Raw genomic sequence first — 14045 nt, forward strand, 5'->3', positions numbered from 1 at the left:
GAGGCGGCCGTGATCCTAATCGCGTGTGAGAATGGCTTCGGCACTACCGATCCCTCTTTCCATGAGCCACGCAGCCGGCCAGTCCGGACCATGATCCTTGTGCAGCTGATCGATGCGTTTGAGGTCTTCCTTGCCCGAGGCGCCTGCGAAGGCGAGTGCGACCGGGCCCAGTGCCATGTCGAAAAGCCGCCTGCCCTCGGGGCTTGCGACGTAGTATTCGCGCTTCGGCGTCGCGGTCGCGACGATTTCAATCTGACGCTCGTTGAAGCCGATGCGCTCATAGAATTCCCGCGTGCCTGGCTCGCGCGCGGCGCCGTTCGGCAGGCAGATCTTGGTCGGGCAGCTTTCCTTGAGCACGTCGATGATGCCAGAGCGTTCTGCGTCCGAGATCGACTGTGTGGCGAGCAGCACAGCGCAGTTCGCCTTGCGCAGCACTTTGAGCCACTCCCTTATCTTGTCCCTGAAGGTGGGATGGCCGAGCATCAGCCAGGCTTCGTCGAGAACGATGAGACTGGGCGCGCCCGTCAGGCGTTTTTCGATCCTGCGGAAGAGATAGAGGAGCACGGGCACGAGATTGCGCTCGCCCATGTTCATCAGCTCCTCGATTTCGAAGGTCTGGAACGCGCCGAGCGCCAGCCCGTCCTCTTCGGCGTCCAGCAATTGGCCCATCGGCCCGTCGACCGTGTAGTGGTGGAGCGCGTCCTTGATTTCGCGCATCTGCACCCCGCTCACGAAATCCGAGAGCGAGCGGCCGCGCGCCGAGGCCATGAGTCCGACCTGCCGCGATATCGCGTTGCGATGATCGGGCGTGATCGCGACCCCTTGCATGGCGATCAGCGTCTCGATCCATTCGCTCGCCCAGGCCCGATCTCCCTCGGTCGACAACTCGGCCAGCGGGCAGAACGCCAGAGAAGTCCCCTCCCCTGCCCCGACTTCGTAGTGATCGCCATTGGCGGCGATTGTGAGCGGGCGCAGAGATCGGCCCTTGTCGAAGGCGAAGATCTGCGCGTTTTCGTAGCGGCGAAACTGCGCCGCGATCAGCGCAAGCAATGTCGACTTGCCCGAACCGGTCGGACCGAAGACGAGTGTATGCCCTAGATCGTCGACATGCAGGTTCATCCGGAAGGGTGTTGAGCCCGAGGCGACCTGCATCAGGGGTGGCGAGCCGGTCGGATAGAAGGGGCACGGCGCTGTCGTGCTGCCCGACCAGACCGAGTTGAGCGGGATGAGGTCCGCCAGATTGCGCGTGTTGACGAGCGGTTCGCGGACATTGGCATAGGTAATGCCCGGCAGGCTGCCGAGATAGGCTTCGGTCGCATTGAGTGTCTCGATGCGCGCGCCGAACCCTTCGGCCTGGACAAGCCGGCGCACCGCTTCGGCCTGGTCGCGTAGCCGCGCGTCGTCGGCATCGAAGAGGACGATCACCGGTGTGTAGTAGCCAAAGGCGACGAGCTGCGACGAGGCCTCGGCAATGGCGTCCTCGGCCTCGGCGACCATCGTCATGGCGTCCTGGTCGACCGCGCGGCTCTGGGTCTGGAACAGCTGGTCGAAGAAGGGCCGCACCTTCTGCTGCCATTTCTTTCGCGTGCGTTCGAGCTTTGCGCGCGCTTCCTGGTCGTCGAGGAAGATGAAGCGGCTTGACCACCGGTAGGTGAGCGGCATCAGGTCGAGCGAATTGAGGATCCCCGGCCAGCTCTCGGCCGGAAACCCGTCGATCGCGACGACCGCCAGATACCGTCCGTCGACCACCGGCGACAGGCCATGGTTAAACTCAGCTGTGGCCAGCCAGTCGAGATACATCGGGATTGCCGGCAGGCGCACCGGATGGCTTTCGCCCACCATGCAGAACCGGATGAACTGGAAGAGTTCGTCGTACTGGATCTCGTGACCCGTTTCGGGATCGGCGACCGTGCGCGTCACCATGCGCCGGATCGAAAGCACGTTGGCCAGGTACTGCTCGAACTCGCGCATCGACGTGCGGAAGGTGTCCAAAACCACATCGGCATAGGTCTCCGAGCGGCTGTCGCTGTCGGAATAGACATAGCGTGCGAGGCCCGACCGGCGCCGCTCGGGCGGCCGGTAGGTGAGAATGATGGCGTGCTGGCTCTCGTAATGCCCGCTCTCGGCCTCGAAATGCACCCGGCGTTCGTTGTCGATCGCGCGTGTCACCGGGTCAGGGAAATGACAGTCCTCGCGAGCGGGATAGGCGACGGTGGGGATACGCACCGCCTCGACCTGAATCATCCAGCCCGATCCGAACCGGGACAGGATCGTATTGATCTGCCGCGACACCTCATTGCGATCGATATTGGTCGAGCTCTCCGAGTCCGGGCCGGCAAAATACCAGCCGGCCATCACCGACCCGTCCTTAAGCAGGATCACGCCATCGTCGACCAGTCCCGCATAGGGCAGTAGGTCTGAGAAGGACGGCCGGGTGTTGCGGAACTGACGAAGCGCGACCATTCCAGTCAGGGCCTCCGCCAAGGTGAGGCGGTCGGACGGTAGCCTGCGCGGTAGCCGATATGGCGCAGATAGACCTGCCGCATCATCGGATCGGCTTTGGCCATCATGCGAAGCGCAGCCAACACGGCGGCCCAGATAGCGATCCCGAACAGCACGGAAAACCACGTCAGGACCACGAAGATCAGGATGACCGCGGCAAGACCGGTCAGCAACACCAGCTCGCGATCGGCCCCCATCAAATGGTTCGGGCGCGAAAGCGCCCGATGGATGCGGGATCGTACGAGAGAAACGCCAGGCTCAGCCATCGCTCCCCTCCCCTGCCCCGGCCTGCGGTGCCCCGTCGGCCCGATAGCCGATCGAGGCGCCGCTCGCGCCAAACAGGCCGACGATCTGCGTGGCGCCGAGGAGGATGCCGGCGACCAGCACGACATACATCAGCCGGCGCGCGAAATCGTTGAGCTCGCCGCCGAAGATCAGCATGCCGCCTGCGACCGCAACGGCGGCCAGCGCGATGAACCCCGCAACCGGACCGGTAATGGACTGCTGTATCTGTTGGAGCGGCCCTTCCCAGGGCAGGCCGCCGCCACTTGAGGCGAGCGCTGGCGCGGCAAGCGCGACAAGCAAGAGCGTTGCCGCGACCGGGATGGCGGCCAGAGGGCGGGTGTTATTCGGCATGGCTTTCCTCGTCAATCTGGGGATGGTGATCGGTCGCGTAGCGCGCGCCGTCGAAGCCCGTGACCTGCATGACATCATGCACCCGCCGCCCGTGGCCGGCTCGTCCGATCGAGACGACGAGGTCGACGGCTTCGCCGATAACCTCACGCATCGGCTGCTGGCTGACCTCCGCGGTCAATTGCTCGAGGCGGCGAAGCGCGGAGACGGCGTTGTCGGCGTGAATGGTCGTCACGCCGCCCGGGTGGCCGGTATTCCATGCCTTGACGAGGGTGAGCGCGGCGCCGTCGCGAACCTCGCCGACGATGATCCGGTCCGGCCTCAGCCGCATCGTGCTCTTCAAGAGCCGGGCCATGTCCACTGTGTCGCTGGTATGCAGGGCAACCGCGTTCTCGGCTGCGCACTGGATTTCCGAGGTGTCCTCCAGGATGACGAGCCGGTCGTCCGGCGACAGAGAGACAATCTCCGCAATTACCGCGTTGGCCAACGTCGTCTTGCCCGAACCAGTGCCGCCGCTGATCACGATATTCATGCGCGAAGCGACGGCGCTCCGCAGCACAGTTGCCTGGCGGTGGGTCATGATTCCGGCGCGTACATATTCCTCGAGCGGGATGAGCCGGGATGCCCGTCTTCGAATGGTGAACGTGGGCGCAGCGACGATGGGTGGAAGCAGACCCTCGAAGCGGTGCCCACCGATCGGGAGTTCGCCCGAGATGATTGGCTGGCTTGCATCCACTTCGGTCTGCAGTGCATGGGCCACGCTGCCGATAATGATTTCCGCGGCGCCGGGCGCGAGCTCACCAATGGGCTCGACCCCCTGCCCCAACCGTTCAACAAAAAGCCGGGCATCCGGATTGAGCATGACCTCGACAACTAGCGGATCCTCGAGTGCCCCGCAGATCGCCTCACCGAGCGCGTCCCGGAGTTTACGCACGAGCCGTGAACGGGAAGGAGTCGAACTCATGGCTCGCTCCTTCCCGAGATTGTCAGGTCACTTTCGCTACGGCCATTCATTGCCGACATTGCATTCACCGCTACTACTCCTTTGCGAGATGCAGGTCTTGCCCGAATGACCAGAATTGATCACCCCGGCAGAAGTGCCGGGGTGGTTCCCTGATTTCCTCTGGATACTTTTTTGGTAGGGGCGTTGACGCGACTCGCTTTGCTGAGTCGGGTCCAATATCGGCAGGGTTCTGCCAATTTCGGATCAGTGACGAGGCTCAGCCGGCGCCACCGCTGTCTCCCCTGTCAAAACTGCCGAGATAAAAAATTGGGTCAAATGCGCAGAGGGTGCGGCGTAAGTGATGGAAAAACCGACAAGAAATGGCTCAGAGCCGAAACTTGACGCTCTTTCGGAGCGACTCGTATTAGGGTTTCATTAACCAAAAACCGCTTGCGCCCAATCCAGAATCGTCCATAGTAATAACACTTTCCCGCGTGTTGTTTTGGAAAAAGCGTTATTTCAAAGAAAGAGAGATCTCGGTGGTACCGGTCATAGAGCAAGACGAGTTGGATTTCGACGAAGAGATCATCCAACAGGGTGAGTTGATCTCTGACCGGCTGAACATGCTCCGCTTGGAGCAGTATCCGCCTGACGCGCAAAAGGGACTACGATTGTTCGCGCTTTCCGAGGTGGCTGATTTTATCGGTGTAACACAGAACCACATCAAGAAACTCCACCTCGATGGAAAGGGCCCTGTGCCTATGGTGTCGTCCTCGGGTCGGCGGTCGTACACGGCAGAGCAAATGCTGGAGCTTCGCGAGTATCTCGACAAACACGGCCGGAGCGACGTGAAAAACTATGTGCCGCGCCGTCGCGAGGGCGAGCACCTGCAGGTAATCTCAGTTGTCAACTTCAAGGGTGGTTCGGGCAAGACAACAACCACTGCCCATCTCGCTCAGTACCTTGCGCTTACGGGACACAGGGTCCTCGCCATTGACCTTGATCCACAAGCGTCGCTGACGGCACTTCACGGTATTCAGCCTGAGCTCGACAAAAATCCTTCCTTGTTCGAAGCACTGCGCTATGACGATCAGCGGCGCTCGATCAAGGACATAATCCAGCCCACAAACTTCCCGGGATTGGATATTGTCCCTGCGAATTTGGAGCTTCAGGAGTACGAGTACGAGACGCCACTCGCGGCGGCCAACTCGCATGAGGGCCGCCTGTTCTTTACGCGCATCTCGAAAGCCCTGAAGGAAGTCGACGACCAGTATGATGTGGTCGTGATCGATTGCCCCCCGCAGCTCGGCTATTTGACGCTGACCGCCTTAACCGCCTCCACTGCAGTGCTCATCACCGTGCATCCCCAGATGCTCGACATCATGAGCATGAGTCAATTCCTGCTGATGCTTGGCGGTATCCTGCAATCCATCAAAGGTGCCGGAGCCAAGGTTAATCTCGACTGGTTCCGATTTCTTGCGACGAGATACGAGGCGACGGATGGGCCCCAGTCGCAAATGGTTGGCTTCATGCAGGCTATGTTCAGCAAGAGAATGCTGAACAATCAAATGGTGAAGTCTACAGCCATCTCCGATGCCGGTATCACGAAGCAGACAGTCTACGAAGTCGAGCGCACTCAGTTTGTGCGGGCGACCTATGACCGGGCGGTCGAGTCGCTGAACGCTGTGAATAGAGAAATCACCGCTCTTGTTCACAAGGCTTGGGGTCGAAAATGACCGGGAATTTGACAGCCGTGCAAATCGCCAAAAAACAGAGGCAGTTCAACAAGATATCTTTGATTTCGGGTATAACGAATGGCTAGGAAGCATCTTCTCGCGAATATTGGCGTGCAGCCAGCAAAGTCAGCGGAAACCGCCGAGAAGGGGGAGTCGCGCGTCGAATACGCGCGTCGTGGTGCATCGCGTTCAATGATGCAGTCGCTGGATGACCTAGCAGAGAATTCGATGCGGGTTCTAGAAGGGGACGTGGTCGTTTCACTGGACCCTGAAACACTGGATCCCTCCCCTTATCAGGACCGAATTGGCGAGGATCCAGGCAAGGATCAGGAACTCCTCGAAGCGATCAAGGAAGCTGGCCAACATCAGCCCGTGCTGGTTCGGCCGCATCCCAAAGAAAGCAACCGTCATATCATTGTGTTTGGACATCGCAGGGTGCGCGTCGCCAAAAAACTTGGCCAGAAGGTCAAGGCGGTAATCAAGCCTCTCGAAGAGATTGCCCACGTGATTGCGCAGGGCCAGGAGAACTCTGCCAGAGACAATCTCAGTTTTATTGAAAAATCGCTCTACGCAAGACGGCTCCAAGAGTCCGGGATCGACAAAGGAACAATTAAGAGCGCTCTCACCATAGATGATACCTTGCTGTCCAGAATGCTCTCGGTAGCCGAAACGATCCCTGCTCCTGTTCTCGAAGCTCTTGGCGCCGCCAAGGGTGTCGGACGTGATCGCTGGGAGGAACTCAAGAAGATCGTACAGGTGCCCGCGAAATCTGCCCAGGCTCTGGAACTGGTTCAATCGGACGCGTTCACCGCCCTTGAGGAGGCCGATCGGTTTGGCTTCTTGCTTGAAAAGCTCAAGGTCTCGGGCGCAAGGAAGCCTAAGAAGCAGCCACCCACGGAAAAAGCGTGGAGTCTATCCGACGACGCCGTGAAGGTTTCAACCAAGGACAACGGAAAGGCTTTCACCTTAGCCTTGAAAGCCAAGGACGCCTCGCAGTTTGGCGCCTATCTCTCGAGGAGACTAGAGCGCCTCTATCAGGAATTTCAGGAAAAAGGAGAGGAGGGTAGCGACTGAATCAACGGCCGGAACTCCGGCCAGAAGGAAATCTGGCAAAGAAAAAGGCCACCGAAATCGCTTCCGGAAGCCCTCTCTTGTTGTGGTGACTAGAGAATCGCACTTCCGAGAATCACAGTCAAGGCTCTTCTGAGTCGTGAGCGCCGATTCGGCGAGCAGTTTTCTATTGCCTAGCGATAGGTGAAGAAATATGCAGACGCATACCCCAACGACGCCCTTTGGGCGGCGAACGATGTCGCTTGGCATGATGGCAAGTCAGGCTGTGGCGAAGACCGTGCCGGAAGGTGCGCAGGTCCAGAAATGGAAGGTGTTCCACACGATCCGGGAAGCGCGCGATCTCATCGGCGCAACGGACCGCTCGCTGGCCATTCTCAACGCTCTGCTTTCGTTCCATCCAGAAACGGAGCTCTCGGGCGACGGTGAACTGATTGTCTGGCCGTCGAACGAGCAACTCATGGCCCGTGCAAACGGCATGCCGGCGACAACGCTGCGACGGCACCTGGCGGTCCTGGTCGACTGCGGGCTGATCATTCGTCGCGATAGTCCGAACGGCAAACGCTTCGCCCGCAAGGGCAGGGGCGGGCAGGTCGAACAGGCCTACGGGTTCGATCTGGCCCCGATCGTTGCCCGAGCGGAAGAGTTTGAGGAACTGGCGGACGCGGTTCGGGCCGAAAAGAATGCCTTTCGGCTTGCCAAGGAACGCCTGACGCTCCTACGCCGCGACGTCGTCAAGCTGATCGAGACCGGCATCGAGGAGAACGTTCCGGGGAATTGGGGCAGGGTACAACAGTCCTACCAGGCTATTGTCGGCCGCCTGCCGCGCTCTGCCCCGAGGCAACTCATCGAGGACATCTGCTGTGATCTTCACGGTCTCTACACGGAGATCCTCGAGGTGTTGGAATCATTTGCAAAAACACAGAATCCGGACGCCAATGAGTCCCATTTTGGTCGCCACATACAGAATTCAAACACAGACTCCATATCAGAATCTGAAGAAGACTCTCGAAAAGAGAATGAAGCGGGCGGCAACGCCGCGGAAAACGACAACCTGCGGAGCTTGCCGAAGCGGGAGTTGCCCTTGGGGATCGTGCTTGATGCCTGCCCGGACGTGAAGGATTTGGTGCCAGGGGGTGAGATACGCCACTGGCGGGACTTTCTGGCGGCGGCAGAGGTGGCCCGACCACTGCTCGGGGTCAGCCCGAGCGCCTGGCGAGAAGCCTGCGAGACCATGGGCGAGGTTCAGGCCGCGATTACGCTCGCGGCGATCCTGCAGCGCTCCGACCAGATCAACAGCGCTGGTGGTTACCTGCGCAGCCTGACGGACAAGGCGAGGGAGGGCAAATTCTCCACCTGGCCGATGGTCATGGCGCTTTTGCGCGCCAAGCTGGACGCCAGCCGGTCTTCCGCTGAAAAGCCTACGGAACCGCAAATCGACGAGAACAAGGCGGGCGAGCGTTTGGAAGTCTCGGACGCGCTGCTGCGGTCGCTGGAACGCCCGAGAAGGTGAGGGTACCGTGATGAGCCGAACTGCCTTGTTTCCTCCGGCCCTCCTGCTGCGGAAGTTTTGCGCTCAGTCGCCGTCGACAAGCCCGTCGCATGCATCGAGCAGTGCGTCGACGATCGCTTGGCCAAGAGCGTTCGCGGTTTCACTGATCCGTTGTTCGTCTTCGTTCCGGACCGCTGCAGCGAGATCCGAACCTTGGTCCTCCAGGATCGATCGGGCCCGCGCGATCGCCCATTGCGCGGAGTCGTCCCGGCTGTTGACGGTCATCGATTCCATTACAGCGCTCTCCGGCTTTCGTGCTCAGGCGGCCTCGAGCAGGCCGCTGCGCTTTGCCCGGTCGAGAAGATTCTTGACGGAGGAGGGCGCCCATCTCGTTCCACCCCGCGGCGTGCGCTCATGAAGACGCTCGAGCTGGATTGCGATTTCGCGCAAGGAGAGCTCCGGATTGGAGGAATGGATGCCCGCCACAAGCGTCATCAGGCGGTCTTCGGGCGGTCGTGGCGGCGACTTTCTCAGTAGCGACTTGTCGGCCATGCGTTCGCTGACCCCGGGATTGCCTGGTAGCCGGCCCTTTGCCTTGGCGGCTTCGACGCCTGCCTTCGTCCGCTCCGAGTTGAGAGCCCGTTCCAGCTGGGCGACGGCGCCGAGGACCTGCAGCGAAAACATGCCCTGCGGCGTCGTGGTATCGATGGGATCGCGCAGCGAGCGGAAATATGCACCTTTGGTCGTCAGCTCCTCGATCACGTTGAGCAGGTGGCTCACCGAGCGCGCCAGGCGGTCGAGGCGAACCACAAGAAGGGTGTCGCCGGCGCCGATCTCACGGATCAGCCGGGCGAGGGCAGGGCGGGTCCGCGAGGCGCCGGAACCATGCTCCTGGATGATTGTGTGGCATCCGGCCGACCTCAGTTCCATCTCCTGCGCTTCCGTCGCCTGCTCGTCCGTGGAGACGCGCGCATAGCCGATAAGCCGGCCCTGTGGTCGAGGAGAGGAACGATTGGGCGGTGTTTTGGCCATTTGGAGAGCCTGAGAGCCGAGTTGAAGGCGAATTTACAAACATAGAAGATACGGATAACCGATCAATTGCAAGTATCCGGTGGACATCATGCCATCTACAGCCATCTTGATGGCCGGTGCCTCCGGTGCTATATACTCCAAAAAAGGAGTCGCCCATGGCCGAACCTCAGCTTTCCGTCCGAAGCGCCAAGGCGCGAGACCTCGCCCACCGGCTCGCCCGCCGCGAACACCGCTCCATTGCTGATATCGTCGAGCGCGCCCTTGAAGCCTATGAGGTGCGTGAGGCGGGTCGTGAACCGGCTTCGGCCTTCTATGCGCGCGTTGCTAAGATATACGGCACCGATATCGACCTCGAGGCTGTGATCCGCGGCGAGCGACGGATCCACACGGGGCCGGAGCTTTGATTTTCCTCGATACCAATGTGATCTCGGAAACCCTGAAAAAATTGCCGGACCCTGCGGTGATCGCGTGGCTGGTCCGCCATGATGCGGAGCTCGCCCTGCCGACCGTGACCATTGCAGAGATTGCGTTCGGCATTCAGAAAATTCGGCCCGACGAGCGTGCCGAGCGCCTGGAGCACGGGCTTTCGGACTGGCGGCGACGCTTCGCCGACCGGATTTTTGGGCTTACCGAATCGGCGGCGCTGGCCTATGGCGACATCATGGGTGTGGCTACGCGCCAGGGACGAGGGATGTCGGTGCCGGACGGCATGATCGCGGCGATCGCGCGGGTCAATGGTGGCCGCCTCGCAACCCGCAATCTGAGCGACTTCGCTACGACCGGTCTGGAACTGATCTCTCCCTGGGAATTCTGACCCACCGTGTGCGGTAGCGGGGACACCAGCTTCTGCAGACCATTCAGAAAAAAGCGCTGACGAGGTGTTCTAGACTGACTTCGAAGTCAACCATGGCATGACGGAGTCCGAAGTCTCCAATATCCCGGCACGCTTGGCAAAGCCTTCGAAGGCGTTGCGCGCGGCACTGGCCGGTTTGTGCCCGTCATGCGCTTCATAGCAGGTTGTCAGTGCCGTCTCGTGGATCAGATTTCTGCGTCTTTCCGGCCAGCTTTGGAGAAAATCGATGGCATCGGCAATGCAGCCGATTTCCTGGACAAGAAACTCGCCGGTTTTGACAAAGATCGGGTTATCAAACATGTGGCCGTTCATACCCTCCTCCACATTGCCCAAAGTTTGATCGCATGAAGGCGCAGCCGCTTACGGATGCGGAGGCCGCGCAGTATGTGGTGTTGGAAGCGGCGGTCTTCAATCTCTGGCAGGTTCCCGGCGGGAGTTTTTTTGACGGTTAAGGATTCACATCCATCCCTGTAAACGGGTCTTCGCCTCGATCCAACAGCCGAGTGGCTTTGCCCGTTCCTCCGCTCGGCCGCGTCGTAGCGATTTTGTGCCTGATGGGGCGACTGTTGCATGGCCTCGGCCAGCGGTGTCGGTTTTACGTCCCGATTTCAATTGAAACGCTACGGTGAAGATCGAGCGCTCCCGACCCGCATCTGGTGCTCGAAACAGGGGAGGGGAGGGGGCTTATAGCCCTGAGGCCTTTGTCAGATTCACCCGAAACCGGTCGCGGCGGCGCTGGTATTTGCGGGTCATTTCGGCGGAGGCGTGGCCGAGCTGCTTCTGCACATAGCGCTCGTCGACCTCGGCCGAGGAAGCGAGGCCGGCGCGCAGCGAATGGCCGGCAAACTGCTTTTCCCGCTCGCCTTCCGAAAGATCGCCGCGCACGCCGGCGGCGAGCGCGGTGCGCTTGACCAGGCGGGCGACCTCCTGGGCGTTGAGGCGCTCTATGCCGACCGCCTTGCCTCGGCCGGTGACGCGTCGAAACAGCGGGCCGTGGCCGATCCTGGCGAATTTCAACCAGGTCTCCAGCGTCACGACAGGGCAGGTGGCGTCGGAGGAGCCGCGGCCGATCTCGACCTCGCGCCAGCCGGTCTTGCCGCGCAGGGTGACGAGCACGCCCTTGTCGAGGATCTCGATCCAGCCGGATCCGTCTTCGGTCTGGTCGCGGCCGGTATCGAGGCCGACGATTTCCGAACGGCGCAGCCCACCAGCGAAACCAAGCAACAGCATCGCCCTGTCGCGCAAACCACGTAACGTTCCGCGGTCGAGAGTCTCCAGCATGGCGAGCAAATCCTCGGGCAAGACTGCTTCCTTCTGTCGGGGCGGGGCAGCGTGCTTGTTGCGGATGCCGGCCATGACCGTGGCGATGGCGCGGTCTTTTCTGTTGAGCGGCTGGCCACGCTGTGCATAGTTCCACGTCAGCGCAGAAAGCCGGCGCTCGATCGTCGACACCGAATTGGGCTTCTTGTCCCCCGTCGCCTTTCCCGAGGCGCATGCGGTGATGTAGAGGCCGACCACCTGGGGATCGGGCGGGAACAGCTCGACGCCTTGCCTGCGGCACCAGCTCGCGAACTGCTTCCAGTCTGAGGCATAGGCGCGCCGCGTGTTGGCCGAACTTGCCGCCTCGACATAGTCGCGGGCGCGATCGGCTAGCGCGTCGAGATGCGTCGGCCGACGCGGGTTGGAGAGGGTCGGGGAGGAGACCTGGGCTTCTACCAGCGGTTCGTCCGGAGCGCGGCCCATTTCCATGACCACGTCGATGATGTCCGGCAGGTTCTCGGCGCTATCCCCCTCGCGCCCGACCGGGATCGCCGGCGCATTCTTGTCGACCGGGGGCGGCGTTTTCTGTGATCGAGCGGAGCTGCGCTGAGCACGCTTTTCGGGGTTTTGATCGACGGGAGAGGCCATTTTGCGGGGATCGCACAAAACGAGCGATAAGGCAAGATTATCGATCATTATATGGTGCCGACATGCGCGGCGCTTTTGGGTGAAATGAATTGCGGAAAGCGCCGACTTCATTCATCCTGTCGCGGATGATTCGATCCTCTCAAACCTCGTTCCGGCTGCAAGACGGGCGACCGGAAGACAGCCGCGCGCCGACGCCCTATTCTCCGCCGCCCTGGCTGCGTCAGGCTGTGGATGACGCCCAAAGCCTTGCGAAATATGAGGTTGCCGATATGGCGGAGATCGCGGGTGCTGCGTTTTGCGCGCTCGATGCGGTGATACGCCGGCGGGAATGCTGGGCTGGCGCATGGCGGCAGCGCCTGGCATTGGCCGCCGCTGCTGCGACCGTGAAAAGGATCGGCCGCCGTGAGGATGAAGCGGCTTTGCGCGATGCTCTTTTGCTGACACGGCCGGGCGACGATGTTGGTCCGTCCGGTCATATATTGCTGGTCTGGCGGCAATTGGCGGCGCGGCCACCGACAGAGCTTTTGACGGAAGAGGGGCTCGCGGGCTTGGTGGCGATCTTCGGCAAGGGCGAGGGCGAAACGGCGCGTGAGAGTGCGGCCGGGCTGCATCGGCTCGCTCGCCATAGCGGGGCGATGGAACAGCTGTCCGGTGCCTTCTGCATTGCCGAGCGCTCCGGTTTGGAATCGTCCGTCGGTAGCCGGGCCAGTAACTGGGCCGGTAACTGGTTTGCCGACGCGCTTCTGGCGCAGCGTTTGAACTGGCCCTATTCGCTTCCGTTGCTGGGCACCGGACGAGTGCCCGGGGGCGAGGTCGTCCGGCGCGGCCACTCCCTCCACCAGAAAGAGCCGGCTGCCGATGCGGACGCGGCGCTGACCAAGGAGTTGCTGGCAGGGCAGGCGCGGGCTGCGCTGCGCGCGATCGACCTTTTTACAGAGATGGGGCGGCGGGCAGACCGACTGCTCGCGGTCTTGCCGAAACTGCGTGCCCGTTCCGCCGGGCGCGTCGTGGAGCAGCTCTTGTCGGATGATGCCATTACGGCTTCGCAGGCGATTGCGGGTATGAGCGACCGTGGCCTGCGCCGCCTGTTCGAGCGGCTGGTGGATCTGGGCGCGGTGCGGGAACTCTCCGGCCGTGCAATCTTTCGCATTTACGGGCTCTGAGAATGATCACGAAAACAGCGCGCGCCGAACGAAAAAAGGGGCAGGGGGAGGCTACGCTGCTCGACCGGGAGCTCGATCACTTGCCGCCAGAGGCGCGCTGGCGCGAATGGATGAACAGGGTCGAGGCATCGATCTTTGCGTCCGCCAAGCCGGTCTCCCGGGAAACATTGGTGCGTATTGTCGGCGAAGCTTGCAGCATCGATCTTCTGATCGACGATATTCGCGAGGAACTGCGCGGGCGCCCGTACGATCTCGTTGCGGTCGCCGGCGGCTGGAAACATCTGACCCGGCCGGCCTATGCCGATGCCATCCGGGCTGCGACGGGGGGCGGCGAAAAGACTGTTGATCTCACACAGTCCGAGATGATGGTTTTGATGTGCATCGCCTATTTCCAACCCGTCACGCGCGCCGAACTGTCATCCTTTGTGGGCAGGGAGGTCAGCCGCGATCTGATCGGTGTGCTGCGCCGCGTGGGCTTCATCGCGTCCGGACCGCGCAGCCCGACCCCCGGCGCGCCCTATAGTTATGTCACGACGAGCGGGTTTCTGCTGGAATTCGGCCTCGACACGTTAGGCGATCTACCGGATATGGAAGCCTTCGAGGATGCATGCTTGCTGATGAAAGGTGGTTTCCCGGCCGATGCGCTGTTCCCGGCACACGCCGAAGAAGAGGGCCGTGGTGGAGATGAAGCTGGCGGTTTGGAATGAGCCGGCGA

15 protein-coding genes are annotated in these 14045 nt (G+C 61.4%); 7 read left to right on the plus strand and 8 right to left on the minus strand.

What is annotated here, in order from left to right; genetic code table 11:
* Window positions 1-15 precede the first annotated feature (15 nt).
* Genes AC2CHD_RS20690 through trbB form a run of 4 tightly spaced genes read right to left on the minus strand, consistent with a single transcriptional unit; the run spans window position 16 to window position 4099 of the window.
* Window positions 16-2463, minus strand: coding sequence for a conjugal transfer protein TrbE (locus AC2CHD_RS20690; RefSeq protein ID WP_484555160.1), 2448 nt, complete (start codon window positions 2461-2463; stop codon window positions 16-18).
* 5 nt (window positions 2464-2468) lie between these two features.
* Window positions 2469-2768 carry a conjugal transfer protein TrbD gene (locus AC2CHD_RS20695; protein WP_484555161.1) on the minus strand — a complete coding sequence of 100 codons (300 nt, stop codon included), beginning with the start codon at window positions 2766-2768 and terminating at the stop codon, window positions 2469-2471.
* The gene (locus AC2CHD_RS20700) at window positions 2761-3138 is read right to left on the minus strand and encodes a TrbC/VirB2 family protein (protein ID WP_484555162.1); all 378 of its coding nucleotides are present in this window, start codon (window positions 3136-3138) and stop codon (window positions 2761-2763) included. The genes AC2CHD_RS20695 and AC2CHD_RS20700 overlap by 8 nt, the downstream gene beginning before the upstream one ends.
* Window positions 3128-4099, minus strand: a complete 972-nt coding sequence (trbB, locus tag AC2CHD_RS20705; RefSeq protein WP_484555163.1) for a P-type conjugative transfer ATPase TrbB — start codon at window positions 4097-4099, stop codon at window positions 3128-3130. The genes AC2CHD_RS20700 and trbB overlap by 11 nt, the downstream gene beginning before the upstream one ends.
* Window positions 4100-4617: 518 nt before the next feature.
* Here trbB and repA point away from each other — a divergent pair.
* The 3 genes from repA (at window position 4618) to repC (ending at window position 8395) form a co-directional block, all read left to right on the plus strand.
* Window positions 4618-5814 (plus strand): plasmid partitioning protein RepA, encoded by a 1197-nt coding sequence (gene repA / locus AC2CHD_RS20710; protein ID WP_484555195.1) that lies wholly within the window; start codon window positions 4618-4620, stop codon window positions 5812-5814.
* A 78-nt stretch (window positions 5815-5892) separates the two neighbouring features.
* A complete protein-coding gene (gene repB / locus AC2CHD_RS20715) occupies window positions 5893-6888 on the plus strand; it encodes a plasmid partitioning protein RepB (RefSeq protein ID WP_484555164.1) in 996 nt (331 codons plus the stop codon).
* Between the two features lie 190 nt (window positions 6889-7078).
* Window positions 7079-8395, plus strand: a complete 1317-nt coding sequence (gene repC / locus AC2CHD_RS20720; protein ID WP_484555165.1) for a plasmid replication protein RepC — start codon at window positions 7079-7081, stop codon at window positions 8393-8395.
* 63 nt (window positions 8396-8458) lie between these two features.
* Here repC and AC2CHD_RS20725 read toward each other — a convergent pair whose 3' ends face one another.
* Complete coding sequence (locus tag AC2CHD_RS20725; RefSeq protein WP_484555166.1) at window positions 8459-8668, minus strand: hypothetical protein; 210 nt, start codon at window positions 8666-8668, stop codon at window positions 8459-8461.
* 24 nt (window positions 8669-8692) lie between these two features.
* On the minus strand, window positions 8693-9406 hold the full coding sequence (locus AC2CHD_RS20730; protein ID WP_484555167.1) for a recombinase family protein: 714 nt from the start codon (window positions 9404-9406) through the stop codon (window positions 8693-8695).
* 155 nt (window positions 9407-9561) lie between these two features.
* Here AC2CHD_RS20730 and AC2CHD_RS20735 point away from each other — a divergent pair, with 155 nt between their 5' ends.
* Entirely contained in the window at window positions 9562-9810 is a 249-nt protein-coding gene (locus tag AC2CHD_RS20735; protein ID WP_484555168.1) for a type II toxin-antitoxin system VapB family antitoxin, read from the plus strand.
* Window positions 9807-10220, plus strand: coding sequence for a PIN domain-containing protein (locus AC2CHD_RS20740; RefSeq protein WP_484555169.1), 414 nt, complete (start codon window positions 9807-9809; stop codon window positions 10218-10220). Before AC2CHD_RS20735 ends, AC2CHD_RS20740 begins: the two co-directional genes overlap by 4 nt.
* A gap of 69 nt (window positions 10221-10289) precedes the next feature.
* On the opposite strand, the gene AC2CHD_RS20745 is transcribed toward AC2CHD_RS20740, so the two are convergent.
* Complete coding sequence (locus tag AC2CHD_RS20745) at window positions 10290-10571, minus strand: DUF982 domain-containing protein (RefSeq protein WP_484555170.1); 282 nt, start codon at window positions 10569-10571, stop codon at window positions 10290-10292.
* 372 nt (window positions 10572-10943) lie between these two features.
* Window positions 10944-12167 (minus strand): site-specific integrase, encoded by a 1224-nt coding sequence (locus AC2CHD_RS20750; RefSeq protein WP_484555196.1) that lies wholly within the window; start codon window positions 12165-12167, stop codon window positions 10944-10946.
* A 125-nt stretch (window positions 12168-12292) separates the two neighbouring features.
* Between AC2CHD_RS20750 and AC2CHD_RS20755 the strand changes: the two genes are divergently transcribed.
* Window positions 12293-13330, plus strand: a complete 1038-nt coding sequence (locus AC2CHD_RS20755) for a DUF1403 family protein (RefSeq protein ID WP_484555171.1) — start codon at window positions 12293-12295, stop codon at window positions 13328-13330.
* Window positions 13331-13332: 2 nt separating this feature from the next.
* Complete coding sequence (scpB, locus tag AC2CHD_RS20760; RefSeq protein ID WP_484555172.1) at window positions 13333-14037, plus strand: SMC-Scp complex subunit ScpB; 705 nt, start codon at window positions 13333-13335, stop codon at window positions 14035-14037.
* Window positions 14038-14045 lie beyond the last annotated feature (8 nt).

It is taken from the genome of Nitratireductor sp. ATLC21, from assembly GCF_057196525.1.